The following is a 17843-nucleotide window of genomic DNA, read 5'->3' as shown; positions in this document are numbered from 1 at the left end:
AGGATCATGCCGAATATCATGCTGCATGACGACGACGCGCGTATGGCGCTAGGTCGAGGCGTTGCGAAACTGGCCAAGGCAGTGCGAGGCACGCTCGGCCCACGTGGAATGAACGCGATCATCGACCGGCCAATCGGCACGCCGATCATTTCGCGCGACGGTGTCAGTATTGCCAACGAGATCGAACTCGAAGATCCATTCGAGAATATCGGTGCGCAAGTCGTCCGCGAAGTGTCCAAGCAGACCAATGAAGTGGCCGGGGACGGCACGACCACCGCGACCGTTCTGGCCGACGCACTGGTCCAGGACGGGCTCGCTTGCCTCGCGCAAGGCGCCAATCCGGTCGAACTGGTGCAAGGTCTGGAACTGGCCGTCAACGAAGCAATCGACGCGCTCAAACGCGCTGCGACGCCTCTGCGCAGCGGTGACGAAGTGCGCGCCGTGGCGGTGGTGGCAGCCAACGACGAATTCACCGGCAAGCTGGTGGCCGAAGCATTGGAGCGGGTGGGCGCCGATGGGATTGTCGATGTGGAATACGGCACCACCGTCGAAACCCGTCTGGAAGTGGTAGACGGGATGGCTTTCGATCGCGGCTACCTGTCACACCATATGGTGACGGACATCGAGAGAATGCAGGTGGTGCTGGATAACCCGCTCATTCTGATGACCGACCAGCGGCTGCAATCGCAGGAAGAAGTCGCAGCGCTTCAGGCATTGGCGAGCCGGAGTAAACGTCCGCTGCTGATCATTGCCGAGGAGGTGGCGCCGGCCTGCGTCATGACGCTGCTCGCATGGCGCGACAACGGCGGCATGCCTGTCGCCGCGATTCATCCACCGGAGTACGGACACTGGCGCAAGGCGATGCTCGAGGACATCGCAATCGTCACAGGCGGCAAGGTCGTTGCCCGCGACCTGGGCGGGAAGCTGGAAGCCACCGAATTGCGCGACCTCGGCAGCGCGCGGCAGGTGCGCATTTCGTCGAACCAGACCATCATCACGGCCGGCGGGGGCGATCCGTCGGCGGTTGCGGCGCGCCGTCAGCAGGTGGCGCGCCAGTACGAGATGGCGCCGGAGAACGTTGAGCGCGACAAGTTTCAGGTGCGCCTTGCAAAACTGTCGGGCGGCACCGCGCTGATTCTCGCGGGTGGCGCGACGCCGGTCGAACAGAAACGTCGATTGCATCTGATCGACGATGCCATCCACGCGGCGCGCGCGGCGATTGCCGAAGGCGTCGTGCCGGGCGGCGGCATGGCCCTGTTGCGGGTCTCGTCGGAACTGGAAGGCGTCATCGCGCGTAGCCACGGCAGCGTGCAGCAAGGCGCGCGGCTCTTGCAGCGTGCGTTGGCGAAGCCGCTCTTTCACATCGCGACGAATTGCGGCCTCGACGGCGCGGCCATCGTAAGTGAAGCGGTGCGGGCAGAACCCGGCATGGGTCTCGACGCGCGTAGCGGCGCATTCGTCAATCTCGTCGAGGCCGGCATCATCGATCCGGTAAAGGTCAGCTACAGCGCGGTGCGCAATGCGGCATCGGTAGCAGGGTTGATTCTCACCACCCAGACGCTGATCGCCAAGAAGCCGGAGACGATCGATCCGACCGCCGGACCGGCGCTAGGCGCAGGCGCCGAACTGCTCGGCCGCCAATAGACGCGTGAGATCGACATAGCCGGTCTCCGTATCCGGGGACCGGCACAGCAAGGCCGCTGCCGGCACGAATCGGGCGGCCACCGTTAGAAGGAGACGAACGATGGCTACAGGAACGGCCCGCCACTTCAGCGTAATTGCGACGACTGCCCGGTATCTTTGCGCGATGCCTTCGACGCGTCTGCTTAAGCTCACGCTGGGCTGGAGCATTACACTGTGTGGGACAGGTATTCTGGTAAATGATGTAAGCGCAACGATCGCTCCGTTTTTACGCGGCGTCGCCGGAGCGATCATTAAAGCAATGGCGTAGTCGACGTGCTTGCCTGCCTGGGCGGTCGCTCTTGCGGATTGCGGCGAGAAGGAGAACACACGCCTGGATGATCGCGTTCAGCGAACGTGCGTGACGAATTCAGGGGCACGACAACAGAAGCTAAGAAAGGGGCGCGATCCGGTGCGCTGACCGTGTTTCCCCCAAAAGACATGTTGAAGATCCAGGGCTATACTGCACGCGCGTTAGCTGCTGGGTTTGAAAAAAATAGAAGTCCACCAGATACGCCCAGCCATAACATCCTAGCTAGTCAAGACGAAGCCAGCCGTAGAGCCCGGTTCCGCGTTAACCCATCGCCCAGGAGGAAAGTTGTGGCGAGGAGACATCAGATTGGCAGCATGTTGGGTCTAGGTAGTCAGGCGGCGATGCGCAGCATCGTGGCCAACGCGCAGCGCGCCAATCTCCGTCATTCCGACCGGGGTACGATGCTCGCGTGGGAACGTTTTCTGGCGGGCGAGCCGTCCACGTCTGCTCCCCCGGCGCTCATCGACTCATGGCAACGCAGCTTGCAGTCCGGTGTCAGTCCGACCGCGGTCTCGGCGCCGATCGCGGTACACGGCGACGCGGTTGCGGCGCTGTGCTGGCGCCATCGCGACCTGCTGGCAGCGGCCGACCGCCTGTTCTCGGTCACGGCCGACCTTTTCGCCGATTCACATTCAATTCTGCTGCTCACGAACCAGGACGGCGTGATCCTCAAAGCGGCCGGCGATTTGCGCACGCAGGCGGCGGGCGAAAAAATCCATCTGACGATCGGTGGCGACTGGGGCGAGGGCAGAGCCGGCACGAATGGGATCGGCACCGCGCTGGCGACCCGCGAGCCGACCTATATCCATGCCTCCGAGCACTTCTGTGAAGGCATCAAGTCATGGAGTTGCGCAGCCGCGCCGATTTGCGAACCTGGCACTGGTGCGGTGATCGGGGTGCTCGATATTTCCGGTCCGCCTTCCACCTATCAGATCAACAACCTCACGTTGGCCGTAACAGCGGCGCGCCAGATCGAAATGGTGCTCGCCGAGCAGGCCGCGCGCGAGCATATGCGTTTGTTGGCCTTCTGTCTGCAACGGTTGTCGTCGTCGGATGCGACCGGCATGGTGGCGATAGACCGCAGCGGCCGGCTCGTGCATACCACGGGCAGAGTCGCATTGCCGGTCGGCATCGGCGAGCGTTTCCCGGGAATGAGCGAGACTTCCGCCGTGGAGGACTGGACGCAGCATTTGCCCGCAGGGTTGCACGCCGAATGGTTCAATCCCGTGGTCGTCGACGGCAACACGATTGGCGCGATGCTGGTCGTGCCCGCGCGAACCCGTCCCATCCACGCGCGAGTCGCGGAGCGCAGCGGAGAGGCTGATCCGCTGCGCAACTGTTTCGCGCAGATTCAGGGGCGAAGTGCGGCGATGCTGGCGGCCGTCAATCGTGGACGCCAACTTGCCAGCAGGCGTGTACCGGTACTGATCGAGGGCGAAACAGGGGTTGGCAAGGAACTGTTCGCGCGCGCCATTCATGGCGAAGAAGGAGGAGGCGGCCCGTTCGTCGCGTATAACTGCGGGGCGGCGTCGAAAGAACTGATTGCGAGCGAGTTGTTCGGTCACGTGCGCGGCGCTTTCACTGGCGCGACGACGGAAGGGCGGGCCGGCCGTTTCGAGCTGGCTCATGGTGGGACGCTCTGTCTCGACGAGATCGGTGAGATGCCGCTCGAACTGCAACCTGTTCTGTTGCGTGTGCTGGAAGAAGGCATCATCTACCGGCTTGGCGACACGCAGCCGCGGCGCGTCGATGTGCGCCTGCTGGCAATGACCAACCGCAATCTGCGCGAAGAGGTCGAGTCCGGTCACTTTCGCCGCGATCTGTATTACCGGATCAGTGTTACACGCATACGTATTCCGCCGCTGCGTGAACGGGACATTGATATCGATCTGCTCGTCGAGCACTTTAACCGCAAGCTTGCCTTGCGCCACGGGGTCCCCGAACGACAACTGAGCGCGGAGATCATGGCGGTGTTGCGCGCCTATTCGTGGCCAGGCAACGTAAGGGAAATGCGCAACGTGATCGAGAATATGCTTTTGACGTCCGGCGAACCCGCTGTGTCGTTCGATGATCTGCCTGCCGAGTTGCTCGATGAAATCGCGACGTCCGGGGACGTGCCGTTGCTGCGGGACGAGGGGGCGAGTCTCGAAGAAACGGAGCGTTTAGCCATTGCACGCGCGGTGCACAATGCGCACGGCAATCTTGCGCAGGCCGCCCGCGCCTTGGGCGTTTCGCGTAGCACCCTTTATCGCAAGATCGAGCTTTATCAGTTGGAAGGGATCGTCAAGCCAGCCGGAAAGGAATGAGGTTGTGCGGAGATCTGTGCATTGGTTGCTCGCGGGGGGCGGCAGATGACCACGTCGTGCGCAGAGGGACTGCGCACCTGATCCGAGCGACCCAGACGATTTCGCCTGGTTCTGCTCCGAGCGCGATGAACCTTATCGGTTTTTTTCGGCACAGTAGCTTGTGCAACGACTCGTTGCACAAGCGTCGTGGCCACACGTTGTCACACGACTTACTCTAAGCCAGGTGCCGCCCTGCCGTTCACTCGGCTCTTCCGTAAGCGCATCGAAATCGCGAATCCAGTCCAGGTGATTCGGCACGCTGTCGCGTGCGCCCAGGCGCGCGTTGCGGGCCTGGGCGGCCGGCCCGTCGGGCAAGTGCAGCACGTCCGCAGTGGTTATCGACGCGTACTGCACCTTGCGCGTGCGGCCCCGGCGCAGGCGCTCGTAGGCTTCCTGCGCCTCGCGCCAATTGCCTGGACCCGCCGAGGCCAATTGAGCGGCCAACACCACGGCATCTTCAATCGACTGGTTGGCGCCCTGGCCGTGATGCGGCACTAGCGCATGCGCGGCATCGCCGATCAGCGTCACGCGGCCTTTGCTCCAGCGACCGAGCGGGGGCGCTCAGCTCGACGCAGCCGGCCGCTCGTCGATCGAGTCCACGCGGTCCGGATAGAACGCGAGGTGATCGCGAATTCGTGCGACGGTTTCGTAAGGATGCTCGTAGCTCCAAACGGCGTTGACCGCACGCACGCCGCCAGCCGGAATCGAAAAGTACGCGCAATCACCCTTATATGGGCAGTAGGTTGCGTGGTCCGTGCGCTCGAGCAACGTCATGTCGATATCCTTTCGTGGGACATAGACAACTGCCGGGTAATTGGCCTCGCGCAGCGTCAACGCGTCCTGCGTATCGGCAATGACCTTGCCGGCCACCGTGACTACCACCCGCGATGGGTTGCGTTCGATGGTGATCGGATGGTCCTTGCCCGGAATCTTCACTGGCCGGGGGGCGGGAGTGGTGTTAGTGATCATGGGTTTCTCCTTGGGATGGCGCCTCACGGGCGTTGGTTCCGGCAACGAGTCGGCGCCGGCGCAATGCGTTATGCAGTGGCGCTCGGCCGGGCAGATACCTCGTCGTACCATCGCTTAAACGCGATGTGTTGGACTGGAATCGGCATCCTCAGCGCGTTGGCCGCGAAGTCGGTCGTCACGAGGGTCGTGATGTCCGCAGCGGAGAAATCATCGCCGGCGACGAACCGGACTGTATCGAGCCGCTCGTTGAAGTCGGCGAAGAAGTGGCCTACGCGCTGTTTGCTTCGTGCGATCAGTTCTGGAATCTGGTCATAGTCATGCGGACCTGACAGCGCACGACCTTTCAGTCCCGCGACCGCGTTACGTACGCCTTCCATGACTGGCGCGAAGCCGTCCAGTTCTGCGCGGCGTTCCCACATCGTGACGAGGGCTTTCAACTTTGCCGAGGTGCCCAGCAATGGGGTCTGCGGATACGCTTCTTCCAGATAACGCCAGATGGCGAGCACTTCGGCAATGACGGGGCCGTCGGGGAGGGCCAACGCTGGCACCTGGCTGCGCGGGTTGATTGCTCGGTAGGCATCGGAGAACTGCTCTTTGGCGCCCAGGTCGACAGGCTTCGTCGGGATGTCGATTCGCTTCTCGGCGATGAAGATGCGTACGCGGCGTGAGTTCGGAGAACTCTTTGATTCGTACAGTATGGGTGTTTCGGTTGTCATTTGAATCGTCCTCTATGATGCTTCCATAAATACGGATACCTGATTAATAAGGCGTCTCGACGACTCCGGAAACAGGCGTGAATCAGGTTGATCTGGAGTCTCGATCCGCCGTCGACACACAGCGTTTCACCGCTAATCCAGCGCGTCGCATCCGGGGCGAGAAAGGTATGGCTTGAGGTGCACGTGCTGACTGAGCGGCGACACCGGCCCGAGCGCTGGGAGCACGCTCCATGACACGTCCATGGGAAAGAATCTAGAGACTTGTGGCAACATTGAAAAAGACTTTATAGGCTGGTCGGCATACTTCACAGGCATGGGATCCGCAATGGAACTGCGACATCTTCGGTATTTCATCGCTGTCGCTGAGACGGGCAGCCTGACGGAGGCAGCCGAACGGCGCCTGCACACTTCGCAGCCGTCACTGAGTCGGCAGATTCGGGATCTGGAGGATCAGGTTGGGGTCGAGTTGCTGAGCCGCAGCGCACGCGGCGTGGAGCTGACGCCAGCAGGCAAGGCATTCATCGATCACGCCCGACTGGCGCTGACCCAGGTGGAAGCCGCAGTCGAAGCTGCCCGAAGGGCAGCGCAACCTGCCAAGCAGCGCTTCTCTCTCGGCTTCCTCACTGGGCAGGAAATGACCTGGCTGCCTGAGGCCATGCGCATTCTGCGCGGCGAGTTGCCGAACATCGACGTCATCGTGTCCAGCGACTATTCGCCGGATCTTGCCGAAGGACTCGCGCGCGGCAAGCTGGATTTGGCGTTCCTGCGTGCCGAACCGGACTTCAATCTCGCCTATCAGGTCGTGGGTCGGGAACCGCTCGTGGTGCTCATGCCTGGTGACCACGCGCTGACGTCCCGCGTCGCAATCCTTCCACAAGAACTCGTTGGTGAGCCTTTCATCGCCATGGGTGACAAGGCCAAGGTGCTACGCGCGGTGATCGACGATTACCTGGATCGATCTGGAGTCCATATCACGTCGGCGCAGAGTGTGGACAACCCCGCGGTGGTGATGTCACTTGTTGCGTCGACGCGAGGCGTGACGCTGATCCCGGCCTATGTCGAAAACCTGATGCCTGGGTCGGTCGTTAGCCGTCCGCTCGAAGGCGGGGCGCCGACGATCGACTTGGTTATCGGTTACAGAAAGGCAAATACCTCTCCGATTCTGAAGCTGTTCCTCTCGAGAGTGGATGAGCTAATCGCAGGCGTCGCGAAGAGATCTTCGTGATTCTGCTTGAGCTGACGGACTCCTGCCTTCATATCCGTAAGCTCCTTCCGCTCCGATTTTTCCCTTGACAAAGTAACAGACCTGTTCCTAGTATTAAAGTTACGTACAGGTTGGTAACTTTATTGGAAATCATTCGATGTGCCGTGATGGCCACGAGCGGGGCACCGTCACCTTGTGCACCGGCAGCGGGAAGACATCGCGCTTCCGCTTGAAACCATCACCCGAACCTGGAGTTGATTCATGAATCAGTTGACGGAGCGCTATTTAGAGGATTTTGCGGTGGGGCAGGCGTTCGGGTCAGGACGGCTGCGTATCGACCGGGAACGGGCCATCGCGTTCGCTGCCGAGTTCGATCCGCAGCCTTTTCACCTCGATGAGGCGGCCGCCCGCCGCTCGATTTTCGGTGGACTGGCAGCTAGCGGCTGGCACACCGCTGCTCTGACGATGCGCTTGCTGATAGAGACCGAACTCAAGCCGGCCGGCGGCTTCATCGGCGCTGGACTCGATGAGTGCCGCTGGCCCCGGCCAGTGCGGCCCGGTGACGAGTTGCGCGTCGAGTGCGAGGTGATCGAGGTGCGACCGTCGAAGTCGCGTCCGGAGCAGGGCCTGATCAAGCTCCGGACGACCACCCTGAACCAGGACGACGAGGCCGTGCTGATGTATGTCGTGAATATGGTCGTGCCGCGCCGGAAACAACCTTCGTGTTGATGCCGCAAAACGGGATTGCCGGAGAAGAATGCTCATAATGGAAATTTTGGATCCCGAACCGAATGCGCCGAATCCGAACGGGCCCTGGCGTTCGCGGCAACGTATCCGACGGTGTCGCCACAAGCGCCAACTGTCTTGGGATGGAGGTGAATATGGACATCGGTTTCATCGGCTTGGGCGTCATGGGACAGCCCATGGCGCTCAATCTGGCCCGCGCGGGCACACAACTCGTTGTCTGGAATCGCTCCGCTGACAGGAGCGAGTGTTTGCGAGCGGCGGGCGCAACGGTCGCGACGAATCCGGCCGAGATATTTAAACAGACCCGCACGGTATTCCTGATGCTGGTCGATGGCGACGCAGTCGACACCGTGCTCGGCCGCGGCACATCGCAGTTCAGTGCGAACGTTGCGCATCACACGATCGTCCACATGGGGACGACTTCGCCCGACTACTCGCGCGGACTCGAAAGCGACATTCGCAACGCCGGTGGCAGCTACGTGGAAGCGCCCGTCTCGGGCTCGCGCAAGCCCGCCGAGGCGGGCCAGCTTGTAGCGATGCTGGCGGGCGAAGACGCGGCCCTCGAAAGCGTCCGCCCTCTGCTCGAGCCAATGTGCCATCAGACGATTGTGTGCGGCCCGGTTCCGAATGGGCTTCTCATGAAGCTTGCGGTGAACCTGTTTCTGATGACCACGGTCGCCGGTCTTGCGGAAGCGGCTCATTTTGCCGAACGGCATGGTCTGGACATGCAGCAGTTTCGCGCCATCTTGGACGCCGGTCAGATGGCGAGCGACATCTCACGCGTGAAGATTCTCAAACTGGTGATGCGTGACTTCGATGTTCAGGGGTCGATCACCAATGTGCTGACGGTCAATCGATTGATTGCGGAGGCGGCCAGGGAAGCCGGGGTCGCGTCGCCGCTATTGGATGTCTGCCATGCACTATTCGGCGAGACGCTGGCGTTGGGGCACGGACAGTCCGACATCGCGGCCGTTGTCCACGCACTCGAGGCAAGAACCGATTCCAGCAAATGATCGCGTTCGACTAGGCCAATAACTTCGTGGCGGCATCAATGAGGTCGCCCCGCAGATCACCCGACTCCGCTATCAAGCCGGTGACATATGCGCCGTTAATGAGGAGCGCTATCTGAGACGCGGTACGGTTGGGATCATCAACGCCCAGCCTGATCGCGATCGTTGCGAGCCGCGCCCGCATTTCGTCCTTATTGTCTCTAGCGATAACCCGGCCAGGATGGCTGTCGTCGGGAAACTCCGCCACCAGGTTAAGAAAGGGGCAGCCACGAAAGGCGGGGTGCGCAATCCGCTTCGCGATTCCAGATAGCAGCGCGTCCAGCAAAGCGCGCGGGTCCTCAGCGTGCTTCTTTTCAACGTCATCCCACCACGCCCAGAACAACCGATCCTTCTCCGCTGCGAAAGCAGAGATCAAAGCGTCCTTGGAGTCGAACACGCGATAGAGGCTCGTCTTCGACACCCCGGATTGCTCGACGACCGTGTCGACGCCGATGGCACGGATGCCCTCGCGGTAGAACAGATCGCTTGCCGTCGCGAGGATACGCTCCCGTGCGCTTACTTCGCCCTTTGGCGGGGCTCCCCTTCGGGGTCGGGCTCCTGCCTTCATATCCGCGAACTCCTTTCATTCGGATTTTCTGGTTGACAAAGTAACAGATCGGTACCTACTATGAAAGTTACGTACAGGTATGTTACTTTATAGGATACGCCAATGCGTGTGATCGAAGCGGAAACCTTTTCGGGCTATCACGGGTTGCGGCAGATCGAATCACCCAGGCCGCAACCGGCGACGGGCAGGGTGCTGGTTCGCGTGAGGGCCGCTGGCGTCACGCCGCTCGAATACACGCTCCTGTCGGGTGGACACCCACGCGCCAAGGCGCCGCTGGTGCTCGGCAACGAGGGCGTCGGCGTTATCGAGGACGCAGGCGACTCGGGGTTCGAGGTAGGAAGCCGCGTGATGTTCACGGGACCCTATGGCGTTGCTGAAAATGGCACGTGGCAGGAATGGCTGCTGGTGAGGCCGGAACATCTGGCGTTGGCTGACGCGATCGGGGACGTCGTCGCGGCCAGCATTCCGGTGGCCTATCTGACGGCACAGATCAGCCTCACCGACGCCGGGTTCAAGCCGGGCATGACCGTGCTGGCTCCTGGAATCGGCGGGTCGGTCGGCAACGCGACCTATCAGCTCGCGCGGGCACAGGGCGCCGGCAAGGTGATCTCTACGGCTGGCAGCGCGGCGAAAGCCGCGAGGGCACGCGAACTTGGCTTCGAGGACGTGATTGACCTCACCGAGGAAGGCCTCGCCGACGGTGTTCGTCGGATAACGGCAGGCAAGGGCGTCGATATCGTCATCGAGAGCATCGGTGGCACTGTGACGAGTGAGGCGCTGAGCAGCCTGAGTCGCGACGGTGTCCTGATCACGATGGGCTACTCCGCTGGCCGCAGAACCACCATCGACGTCACGGACCTCATCTGGAAGGGCGCGCGGATGGCCGGCTTCTCCCTGTTCGCCCAGTCACCGGCGACGATCGCCACCGCGTGGCAGCACATCATCCCGTTGATCGTAAGCGGATCAGTCAAACCGATCGTCGAGCGGGTCTACCCCCTCGCTGATGCGGGCGAAGCCCTGCGTCACCTGATAGAGGATCGGCCATTTGGAAAAGTCATTTTAACGATGTGACCGGCATCGCCAGCGGATATTCACAGCTCCCACGCGCACCTATTCCATTCGTGCGACGGGGCGGCGTTCCGGTTCGAGATCTAGCCGCCGGACAGCCAAGGAGATGATCGACTGGCTGGCAGCTGACCGCTAGCCCAGAGGTGTTGTCAAACGGAATCAGCAATCAATGGAGTAGTCGTTATGGACAAGTTGCAGGGAAAGGTGGCCGTCATCACTGGCGGCTCGTCGGGGATAGGCCTCGCCGCCGCGAAGCTCTTTGTCGCCGAGGGCGCCTACGTGTTCATTACCGGCCGTCGCCAGAAGGAGCTCGACGAAGCCGTGAGGGCCATCGGAGGCAATGTGACTGGCATCCATGGAGACGTCACCAATCTGGATGATCTTGACCGTCTCTATGAGAGCGTCAACGCGACAGGGCGAAGAATCGACATCGTCTTTGCCAACGCTGGCATCGCTGAGTTCGCCGCGTTGGGCAATATCACCGAAGCGCATTTCGACAAGCTGTTCAATACCAATGTGAAGGGAGTGCTCTTCACCGTTCAAAAGGCTCTGCCTCTCCTGAATGACGGCGGATCGATCATTCTCACGGGCTCCGTCGCGAGCGCCAAAGGGACGCCCGCCTTCTGGGTCTACGGCGCGACCAAGGCCGCCATCCGCAATTTCGTACGCGGCTGGACTGTGGAGTTGAAGGATCGTCGCATCCGTTCCAACGTCCTTAGCCCGGGGCCAATTGATACCCCGGTCATTGGTCAGCAGCCTGCGGACGCCATTGCGAGAATTTTATCCACTATCCCGATGGGACGCATGGGGGAAGCCGACGAAGTTGCTAAAGCTGCTCTGTTTCTCGCTTCGGATGACTCGAGTTTCGTCACGGGCATCGAACTCTTCGTGGACGGGGGCAGGGCCCAGATCTGACATCGATCGGTTTGCTTCGCCGCCGCCTTGTTCGCACGTCGAAAACCGAAGAATCGACGTGTTACGCGAAGCTCCGAATATCGTAACTACAGCGCGCGCCTTCCCCAATGGATTGGCTGACATTCCGCGACCCGATGCCCTATGAGGCATGCCCGGACGCCGCGTCCACTTAGGCGTCCATCGAAGATGGAGTTTCATCATGAAAGGTATTGTGCTCACCGCATATGGCGACCCTGCAACGGGACTTGAATTCCGTGAGTTGCCCGAACCCGCCAGTCCGGGCGCGGGCCAGGTGATGGTCGCGGTCGACTACGCTCCTATCAACTTCAGCGACATTCTCGTCGCGCGGGGCTTGTATCCGCTACATCCGGAATTGCCATCCGTGATCGGCAACGAAGGCGCGGGGCGTGTGCTGGAAGTTGGCGCCGGGGTCAGCAACGTCAGGGTCGGCGATCGCGTCACTCTGCCGATGGGCAGCTTCACCTGGCGCGAGCGGATGGTCGTCAACGTGGACGGCATAGTCGCGCTTCCCGCCGACGCCGACGCCAGCCAGTTGGCGATGCTTACTATCAACCCGCCCACCGCGCACCTGCTGCTCGAAACATATGTGCACCTTGGGTCGGATGACTGGATTGCAATCAACGCCGCCAACTCGGCCATAGCGCGCTGGATAGTCGGCTTCGCCAAGCAAAAAGGTGTTAGGACTCTCGGACTCGTGCGCCGCGCTGGGGCTATGAGTGCCGCACAAGAAGCGGGATGCGACCTGGTCTTGCTGGACGATGATGACGCGCCGACGAAGATGACTGAGACGCTGGCCGGAAAACGCGTGCGGCTTGCGTTGGATGCTGTCAGCGGGGAAGCTGCTGGCCGTCTGGCCAAGCTGCTGGGCCCTCGCGGCACACTGGTGTCGTATGCTGCACCAAGCTTTGCTGCTATAGCGGTTAGCCCTTTCGACGTCATCTTCAATGACTTGACCATTCGTGGCTTTTCTTTGGGCAATCCGGACTTCGCCGGACAGGTCTCCGGCGCCATCATGCAGGCGTCAAAGATGGTGGCGGCAGGCGAAGTTGCAATTCCAGTGGCCGCGACATATCGGCTGGAGGAAATCGGCGCCGCAATCTCCCATCAGATGCGAGGCGGAAAAGTTCTTCTGAAAGTCGGCGACTAGGTGCAGCACATCAGGCAATGGCCAAACTGCGAGTGCGTGATATTTTGCCTTGGTCAACGCGTTGCATCGCGGGCAACGCTGATGCAGCAGAAGCCGCAATTTTTAGCCACGGTCGCTGGGACGGTAGTCGGTCGCTGCTCGGCCACGAACGGTTCTTAGCGTCTGATGTCGTCTTCAAATTGTCTCTGCCGCAGCCTTTTTAGACTCCAAGGGGCAAAGAGCCGCTTAAATAAACGAAAGCCCGGCACGCATGCCGGGCTTTCGTCAATCGGACTTCCGCATCCGCATTGTCTGGCGGCTCATGCACAAGCGGCCCCTCAAGAGCCACCAGGGTGGTCTTGAGCGGCCGACAGATCAGGACTATTGCGAGTACTTCGGCATCGCATCCATCTATAGATCCAGCGTCAGATTCGCGCCGGTCGCACGCGAAACGCAGATACACATCAGTTTTTCATCATTACGCTGTTCGCTCGACAGCACGTCGTCGCGATGATCCGGGCTACCGCTAGTCACCTTAACCGCGCACGTGCCGCACTGGCCCGTGCGGCACGACGCAGGTGCGTCGATGCCGGCGGCGTGAACGGCATCCAGAACAGTTTGATCCGCCGCTACTTCAATGACTTTCCCGCTCCTCGCGAGCGTCACTGTGAGTGGGTGATTCTCTGTCGCGCTAACAGTACTCGTAAAGCGCTCGAAACGGATGCGCTTTTCATCAACGCCGGCAATGCGGCCGCCTTTGCGGACAGCATCGATCAGGCGCGCCGGTCCGCAGACACAAAAGAGCGTGTCGCGCGGCGCCGCGCCAATCAATGCAGTGGGATCGATACGCGTACCTTCATCAGCCGGATAGACGACGAGGCGCCCTCCGAATTGTGCTTCGAGTTCTTCGAGGAATGGAGCTTCGCTGCGCGACCTGACCGCGTAGTGCAACTCGAAAGGCTGGCCTCGCGCAGACAACGCATGCATCATCGCCTTGATCGGTGTAATGCCGATACCGCCTGCGATCAATATCGTGCGAGGCGCATGGTCGTCGAGACGGAAGTGGTTTTCCGGCAACCCGCAATGAAGCGTCAGACCCAGCCGGAACGCGTCATGCACGCTTGTCGAACCGCCGCTGCCGGCGTCCTCGCGCAGCACCGCGATTTCATAGACGTTGCGCTGTCCCGGATCCGAAGCTATCGAATAACGGCGCGTGCCCGCAGTGCCATCGGCAAGCCTCACCGGCACCTCCAGGTGCGCACCCGCGCTGATTTCGGGCAAGGCCGCGCCGACGATATCGCGCAGTTCATACGCGCGCACGCGTGCCGTCAATTGACGCATGCCGGTGATCTTGAGCGTGAGCGGGCCATCGCCGAACTGGTCAGGTTGACGCTGCGCCGACGCCTCGGCCGACACTTGCGCCAGTTGTTCTTTCATGTGGCGCAACCGCGCGTGAACTGGCGCGACCATGCGGGTTATCTCCGCTTCAGTAAAGCGCGGCGTAATGTGTTGCGGACAGTTCCAGTCGAATCCTTCGATGCTAATCACAATGACCCGTTCGACGCGGCCGTCGTAGCCCGGCGTGCGCACGCGCTCGACAAGTTCGGGATCGTCCGCGATCTCGACGGTATGCGCGCGGCCCAGAAGCTTCAGGCGCCGCTGGTTCGCGTAGTCCATCACGATCATCGCGATACGGTCGTCTTTCTTCAGATTGCCGACGCTGATGTACTGGACGTTGCCGACGAAGTCGGTAAAGCCCAGCGTCCTGTCGTCGATGACTTTCAGAAAACCGGCCGGGCCGCCGCGATGCTGCACATAGGGCCAGCCGGTTTCGCTGACGGTGGCCTGATAGAAGTGGTCGGCGGCCTTGATGAAGTCGATCTCGCGGCGGCCCAGGCGATCTCCGCGGTCCGACGTCCGGTCCAGATGCGCATACTGTTCCCGGCTCCCCATCAGGGTCTGGATTTCGCGCACCTGGGCGGTAAATGCGATATCGGAAAAAGCACGTCCCATGGTCAGCTCCTCGTCGTCGAGTCAGGCAATCACGTGATCAAGTCGTCGGCACGCCGGCGCCTCAGGCGGCCAGCTTCAGGCTGACCTTCGGGAAATCGATATCGACCTGGCTCGCCTTGCCCAGCACGTTGGTCAGGAAGTTCATGCCGACATGAGTGATGATTTCGACGATATCGGAGTCGCTGTAGCCGGCACTGCGCACCTCGGCGAGTTCGAGTGTGCTGATTTCGCCTTTGTTTTCCATCAGGCTGCGCGCGAATTTCACGGCAACCGCGGCTTGTTCATCTTCACTGGTGCCATTGCGGGCCGCCGCGACTTCTTCCGCGGACAGGCCGGTTTTACGGCCGATGGCGGTATGCGCGGAGACGCAGTATTCGCAGCCGTTCTGTTGCGCGAGGGTCAGCGCGATCCGTTCGCGCGTCAATGCGTCCAGGGTGCCGGCGTTCGCGACGCCGTGCAGCCCCAGAAAAGCGCGCAGCGCGACCGGAGAGTTGGCGAAGATCTTGAGGAAGTTGGGAACCATGCCCAGTTGGGCGTGGATGGCGTCCAGCAGGACTTGCTGTTCTTCGTTGGCGTTGGTGTTGTCAACGGTGGTAATGCGGCTCATGGTGATTCCCGGATTGAATTGAAGGGGGACCGCTGCGGCAACTGCCGTTTTGAGCGGACGACCTCAGTCTGGTTGATTCCCGCCATAATAGGAATCGTTGCTACCGGGAATGGATTGTTACCAGACGGGGAATAACGTGGATCGACTCGAAGCAATGACCATCTTCGTCGCGGTGGTCGAGGAGGGCGGGTTCGCCGCCGCGGCGCGCAAGATGAAGATTTCGCCGCCGGTGGTCACGCGCGCGGTGAATAACCTGGAGGCCATGATGGGCGTGCGGTTGCTTGCAAGGACCACGCGCATCGTCCGGTTGACCGAGGTCGGGGCGCGTTACGCGAACGATTGCCGGCGCGTGCTCGCCGACCTGGCGGAGTCAGAGGAGGCTGCCGCGGGCACGCATCGCTCGGTGCGCGGGCGGCTGGTCATTACTGCGCCGTCGCTGTTCGGGCGGATGTTCGTCACGCCGATCGTGACCGCTTATCTGCGCCGCTATCCCGACACGGAAGTCGAGTGCCGTTTTCTGGACCGGGTGGTCAACATGATGGACGAGGGGGTCGACGTCGCGATCCGAATCGGCCCGCTGCAGGACTCGAGCTATCAGGCGCTACCCGTGGGGCAGGTACGGCGGGTGGTCTGCGCGTCGCCTTTGTATCTGCGGCAGCACGGCACGCCGCTCACGCCGGCGGATCTGACGCAGCACGTGTTGATCTCGACGGCAGGCCTGACGCCGTCGCCGGACTGGCGGTTTGCCCATGCCGAGGAGCCGGCCGTCGTTCATGTGCGTCCGCGGCTGACGGTGTCGTCCAATGACGACGCGATCGTCGCGGCGCTCGATGGATTCGGCATCACGCGGCTGTTGTCGTACATGGTGGCGAAACATCTGGCGGCGGGGACGCTGACGGAAGTGTTGCGCGAGCATGAAACCACCGTTGTGCCCATTCATGTCATGCAGCACGAAGGACGTCACGCACCAGCGAAGGTTCGGGCGTTTCTGGACATGGCTACGGAAGCACTACGCGGCGACCCGGCTTTGACTTTGAAGAAGCACGGCAGGACAGGGCGCTAGCTGGCGGGTTGCCACGGTAGCCGCGGGCGCTTGCCGCTTAGAGGTTTCATGACAGCAGGAGCTGTGGCTCAGCGATGCGGTGGATCGGCGTGGAATCTGCGCAATCGGACGGTGGCCGCACGCGAAACCGCATCACACCTTGAGCGGGCAGAAGGCACGGCAAATCCATTGCCAGTCGAGGGGCTGCGGCGCCGTACTACGTCACGCTCGCTAACTCACGAGCGCCGCCGCAGGAAGTCGACGACAAGTTTTGTTGTCGCGGCCGGCTGTTCTTCCGTGATCCAGTGGCCGCAGTCCGGGATGATCACATCTTCCACGTTATCGGCGACAGACCGTATCACCGTGCCGATCATAGGACCGAATGTAGCTTCGCCACCCAAGGCCAGGACCGGCATCTGAAGCTTGCCCTGAGCGAGGAACGTCCTGTTGTCGATCGCATCCTGGCTGAACGCCAGGAACTGGGCAAAGCCCGCTCGCATTGCACCGGGTTGCGCATAGAGCGCCGCATAATGCTGGCGCTTCGCTTCATCAAACCGCCTCGGGTCCCGGGAAAGTTCGTTCCAGAAACGGTCGAGATAGATGCGCTCGCGGCCGGCGACCAGGCGCTCCATGTCTTGACCACCGAAGCCGAAGTGCCACATCGCCGGATCCTGTTTGATCTGATCCCAGGGTCCGACGCCGGGCAGCGGCGCATCGATCGCCACCCATCGGCTCACACGCTCGGGGTGGGTGGCGGCAACTGCGAAGCCGACCATGATGCCGATGTCGTGCGTCACCAGTTCGGCCGTACGCACACCCAGGGCGTCCAGGACGCCCACCACGTCCGCCGCCTGATTTTTCTTGTCATAGCCGCCGTCAGGCTTCGACGAGAGGCCCAGCCCACGTAGGTCGGGCACGACAATCATGTGGTCTTCGATGAGTGCGCTCGCCAGATGACCCCACATGTCGCCCGTTGTACCGAAGCCGTGCAGCATGACCACTGCCGGGCCATGACCGCCGACCCGCACATGGATGGATGCACCGTTGGTTTCGATCGTCCGCGTCTGCATCTCAGCCGGGAAGGGATAAACCCCGTCTACGTGGGCATGCTCGCTCATCTGTGTACTCCAGGATTGCTTCTCGTTGACGGGATTGGCGGCTCGTTGTGCGGTGGCGAATCGCCCGGTTAGTCATGCTAACAACGTAGAAGTGCGCTTTGACGTCGGCGATCAAGTCACGGCTAGTTTTGTCGCTTTAGTGGTATTGCTGTTTGCGGCACGCTGCCGGCGATGCTGATTAAGGTACCGCTGCGCGCTTAACACTTGCACGTACGCTCGAAAGCGGTGCGAGTTGGGTTCAGGCGGTCATCCTATCCGGGCGGCTTGACGGCGACAAGTGAACAGGTTGCTCATTCTTTTTCCACCTGCGCAACAATGTTGATACATCTCTGGCTGGCCCTC

16 protein-coding genes and 1 pseudogene are annotated in these 17843 nt (G+C 61.5%); 10 read left to right on the top strand and 7 right to left on the bottom strand.

The genetic code is table 11. The annotated features are described in order from the left end of the window. Positions 1-6 precede the first annotated feature (6 nt). The 3 genes from ACQKRQ_RS06720 (at position 7) to ACQKRQ_RS06710 (ending at position 4299) form a co-directional block, all read left to right on the top strand. Positions 7-1644 carry a molecular chaperone GroEL gene (locus tag ACQKRQ_RS06720; protein ID WP_132377168.1) on the top strand — a complete coding sequence of 546 codons (1638 nt, stop codon included), beginning with the start codon at positions 7-9 and terminating at the stop codon, positions 1642-1644. A gap of 100 nt (positions 1645-1744) precedes the next feature. Continuing rightward, on the top strand, positions 1745-1951 hold the full coding sequence (locus ACQKRQ_RS06715) for a hypothetical protein (protein WP_427475851.1): 207 nt from the start codon (positions 1745-1747) through the stop codon (positions 1949-1951). 356 nt (positions 1952-2307) lie between these two features. Next, the gene (locus tag ACQKRQ_RS06710; RefSeq protein ID WP_427476105.1) at positions 2308-4299 is read left to right on the top strand and encodes a sigma-54-dependent Fis family transcriptional regulator; all 1992 of its coding nucleotides are present in this window, start codon (positions 2308-2310) and stop codon (positions 4297-4299) included. A gap of 216 nt (positions 4300-4515) precedes the next feature. Here ACQKRQ_RS06710 and ACQKRQ_RS06705 read toward each other — a convergent pair. From ACQKRQ_RS06705 to ACQKRQ_RS06695, 3 genes and pseudogenes are all read right to left on the bottom strand, one after another. Further along, a pseudogene (locus tag ACQKRQ_RS06705) lies at positions 4516-4896 on the bottom strand (FAD-dependent oxidoreductase); the annotation flags it as partial. 3 nt (positions 4897-4899) lie between these two features. Continuing rightward, positions 4900-5307: a DUF427 domain-containing protein gene (locus ACQKRQ_RS06700; protein ID WP_132377170.1), complete on the bottom strand. Its 408-nt coding sequence runs from the start codon at positions 5305-5307 to the stop codon at positions 4900-4902. 68 nt (positions 5308-5375) lie between these two features. Continuing rightward, the gene (locus tag ACQKRQ_RS06695) at positions 5376-6023 is read right to left on the bottom strand and encodes a glutathione S-transferase family protein (protein WP_427475850.1); all 648 of its coding nucleotides are present in this window, start codon (positions 6021-6023) and stop codon (positions 5376-5378) included. Between the two features lie 325 nt (positions 6024-6348). Here ACQKRQ_RS06695 and ACQKRQ_RS06690 point away from each other — a divergent pair, with 325 nt between their 5' ends. The 3 genes from ACQKRQ_RS06690 (at position 6349) to ACQKRQ_RS06680 (ending at position 8987) form a co-directional block, all read left to right on the top strand. Continuing rightward, on the top strand, positions 6349-7248 hold the full coding sequence (locus ACQKRQ_RS06690) for a LysR family transcriptional regulator (protein ID WP_408181414.1): 900 nt from the start codon (positions 6349-6351) through the stop codon (positions 7246-7248). 240 nt (positions 7249-7488) lie between these two features. Then, on the top strand, positions 7489-7956 hold the full coding sequence (locus tag ACQKRQ_RS06685; protein ID WP_427475848.1) for a MaoC family dehydratase: 468 nt from the start codon (positions 7489-7491) through the stop codon (positions 7954-7956). A gap of 140 nt (positions 7957-8096) precedes the next feature. After that, positions 8097-8987, top strand: coding sequence for an NAD(P)-dependent oxidoreductase (locus tag ACQKRQ_RS06680; RefSeq protein ID WP_427476102.1), 891 nt, complete (start codon positions 8097-8099; stop codon positions 8985-8987). Between the two features lie 10 nt (positions 8988-8997). Here ACQKRQ_RS06680 and ACQKRQ_RS06675 read toward each other — a convergent pair whose 3' ends face one another. Continuing rightward, on the bottom strand, positions 8998-9591 hold the full coding sequence (locus ACQKRQ_RS06675) for a TetR/AcrR family transcriptional regulator (RefSeq protein ID WP_408181378.1): 594 nt from the start codon (positions 9589-9591) through the stop codon (positions 8998-9000). 102 nt (positions 9592-9693) lie between these two features. On the opposite strand from ACQKRQ_RS06675, the gene ACQKRQ_RS06670 reads away from it, so the two are divergent. The 3 genes from ACQKRQ_RS06670 (at position 9694) to ACQKRQ_RS06660 (ending at position 12742) form a co-directional block, all read left to right on the top strand. Further along, positions 9694-10662: a quinone oxidoreductase family protein gene (locus ACQKRQ_RS06670; RefSeq protein WP_427475846.1), complete on the top strand. Its 969-nt coding sequence runs from the start codon at positions 9694-9696 to the stop codon at positions 10660-10662. Between the two features lie 180 nt (positions 10663-10842). Next, positions 10843-11574, top strand: coding sequence for an SDR family NAD(P)-dependent oxidoreductase (locus tag ACQKRQ_RS06665; RefSeq protein WP_427475844.1), 732 nt, complete (start codon positions 10843-10845; stop codon positions 11572-11574). Positions 11575-11773: 199 nt separating this feature from the next. After that, on the top strand, positions 11774-12742 hold the full coding sequence (locus tag ACQKRQ_RS06660) for a zinc-dependent alcohol dehydrogenase family protein (protein ID WP_427475843.1): 969 nt from the start codon (positions 11774-11776) through the stop codon (positions 12740-12742). A gap of 390 nt (positions 12743-13132) precedes the next feature. On the opposite strand, the gene ACQKRQ_RS06655 is transcribed toward ACQKRQ_RS06660, so the two are convergent. Next, positions 13133-14734: a 2Fe-2S iron-sulfur cluster-binding protein gene (locus tag ACQKRQ_RS06655; RefSeq protein ID WP_427475841.1), complete on the bottom strand. Its 1602-nt coding sequence runs from the start codon at positions 14732-14734 to the stop codon at positions 13133-13135. 61 nt (positions 14735-14795) lie between these two features. Next, a complete protein-coding gene (locus ACQKRQ_RS06650; protein WP_427475839.1) occupies positions 14796-15341 on the bottom strand; it encodes a carboxymuconolactone decarboxylase family protein in 546 nt (181 codons plus the stop codon). Between the two features lie 136 nt (positions 15342-15477). On the opposite strand from ACQKRQ_RS06650, the gene ACQKRQ_RS06645 reads away from it, so the two are divergent. Next, a complete protein-coding gene (locus tag ACQKRQ_RS06645; RefSeq protein ID WP_427475837.1) occupies positions 15478-16404 on the top strand; it encodes a LysR family transcriptional regulator in 927 nt (308 codons plus the stop codon). 215 nt (positions 16405-16619) lie between these two features. Here ACQKRQ_RS06645 and ACQKRQ_RS06640 read toward each other — a convergent pair whose 3' ends face one another. After that, positions 16620-17501: an alpha/beta fold hydrolase gene (locus ACQKRQ_RS06640; protein WP_427475835.1), complete on the bottom strand. Its 882-nt coding sequence runs from the start codon at positions 17499-17501 to the stop codon at positions 16620-16622. Positions 17502-17843: the final 342 nt, after the last annotated feature.

The organism is Paraburkholderia sp. NPDC080076 (genome assembly GCF_050281145.1).
Lineage (GTDB): Bacteria > Pseudomonadota > Gammaproteobacteria > Burkholderiales > Burkholderiaceae > Paraburkholderia.
Note: the sequence above shows the minus strand (reverse complement) of the source record. Positions and strands in the feature narration are given on the sequence as shown.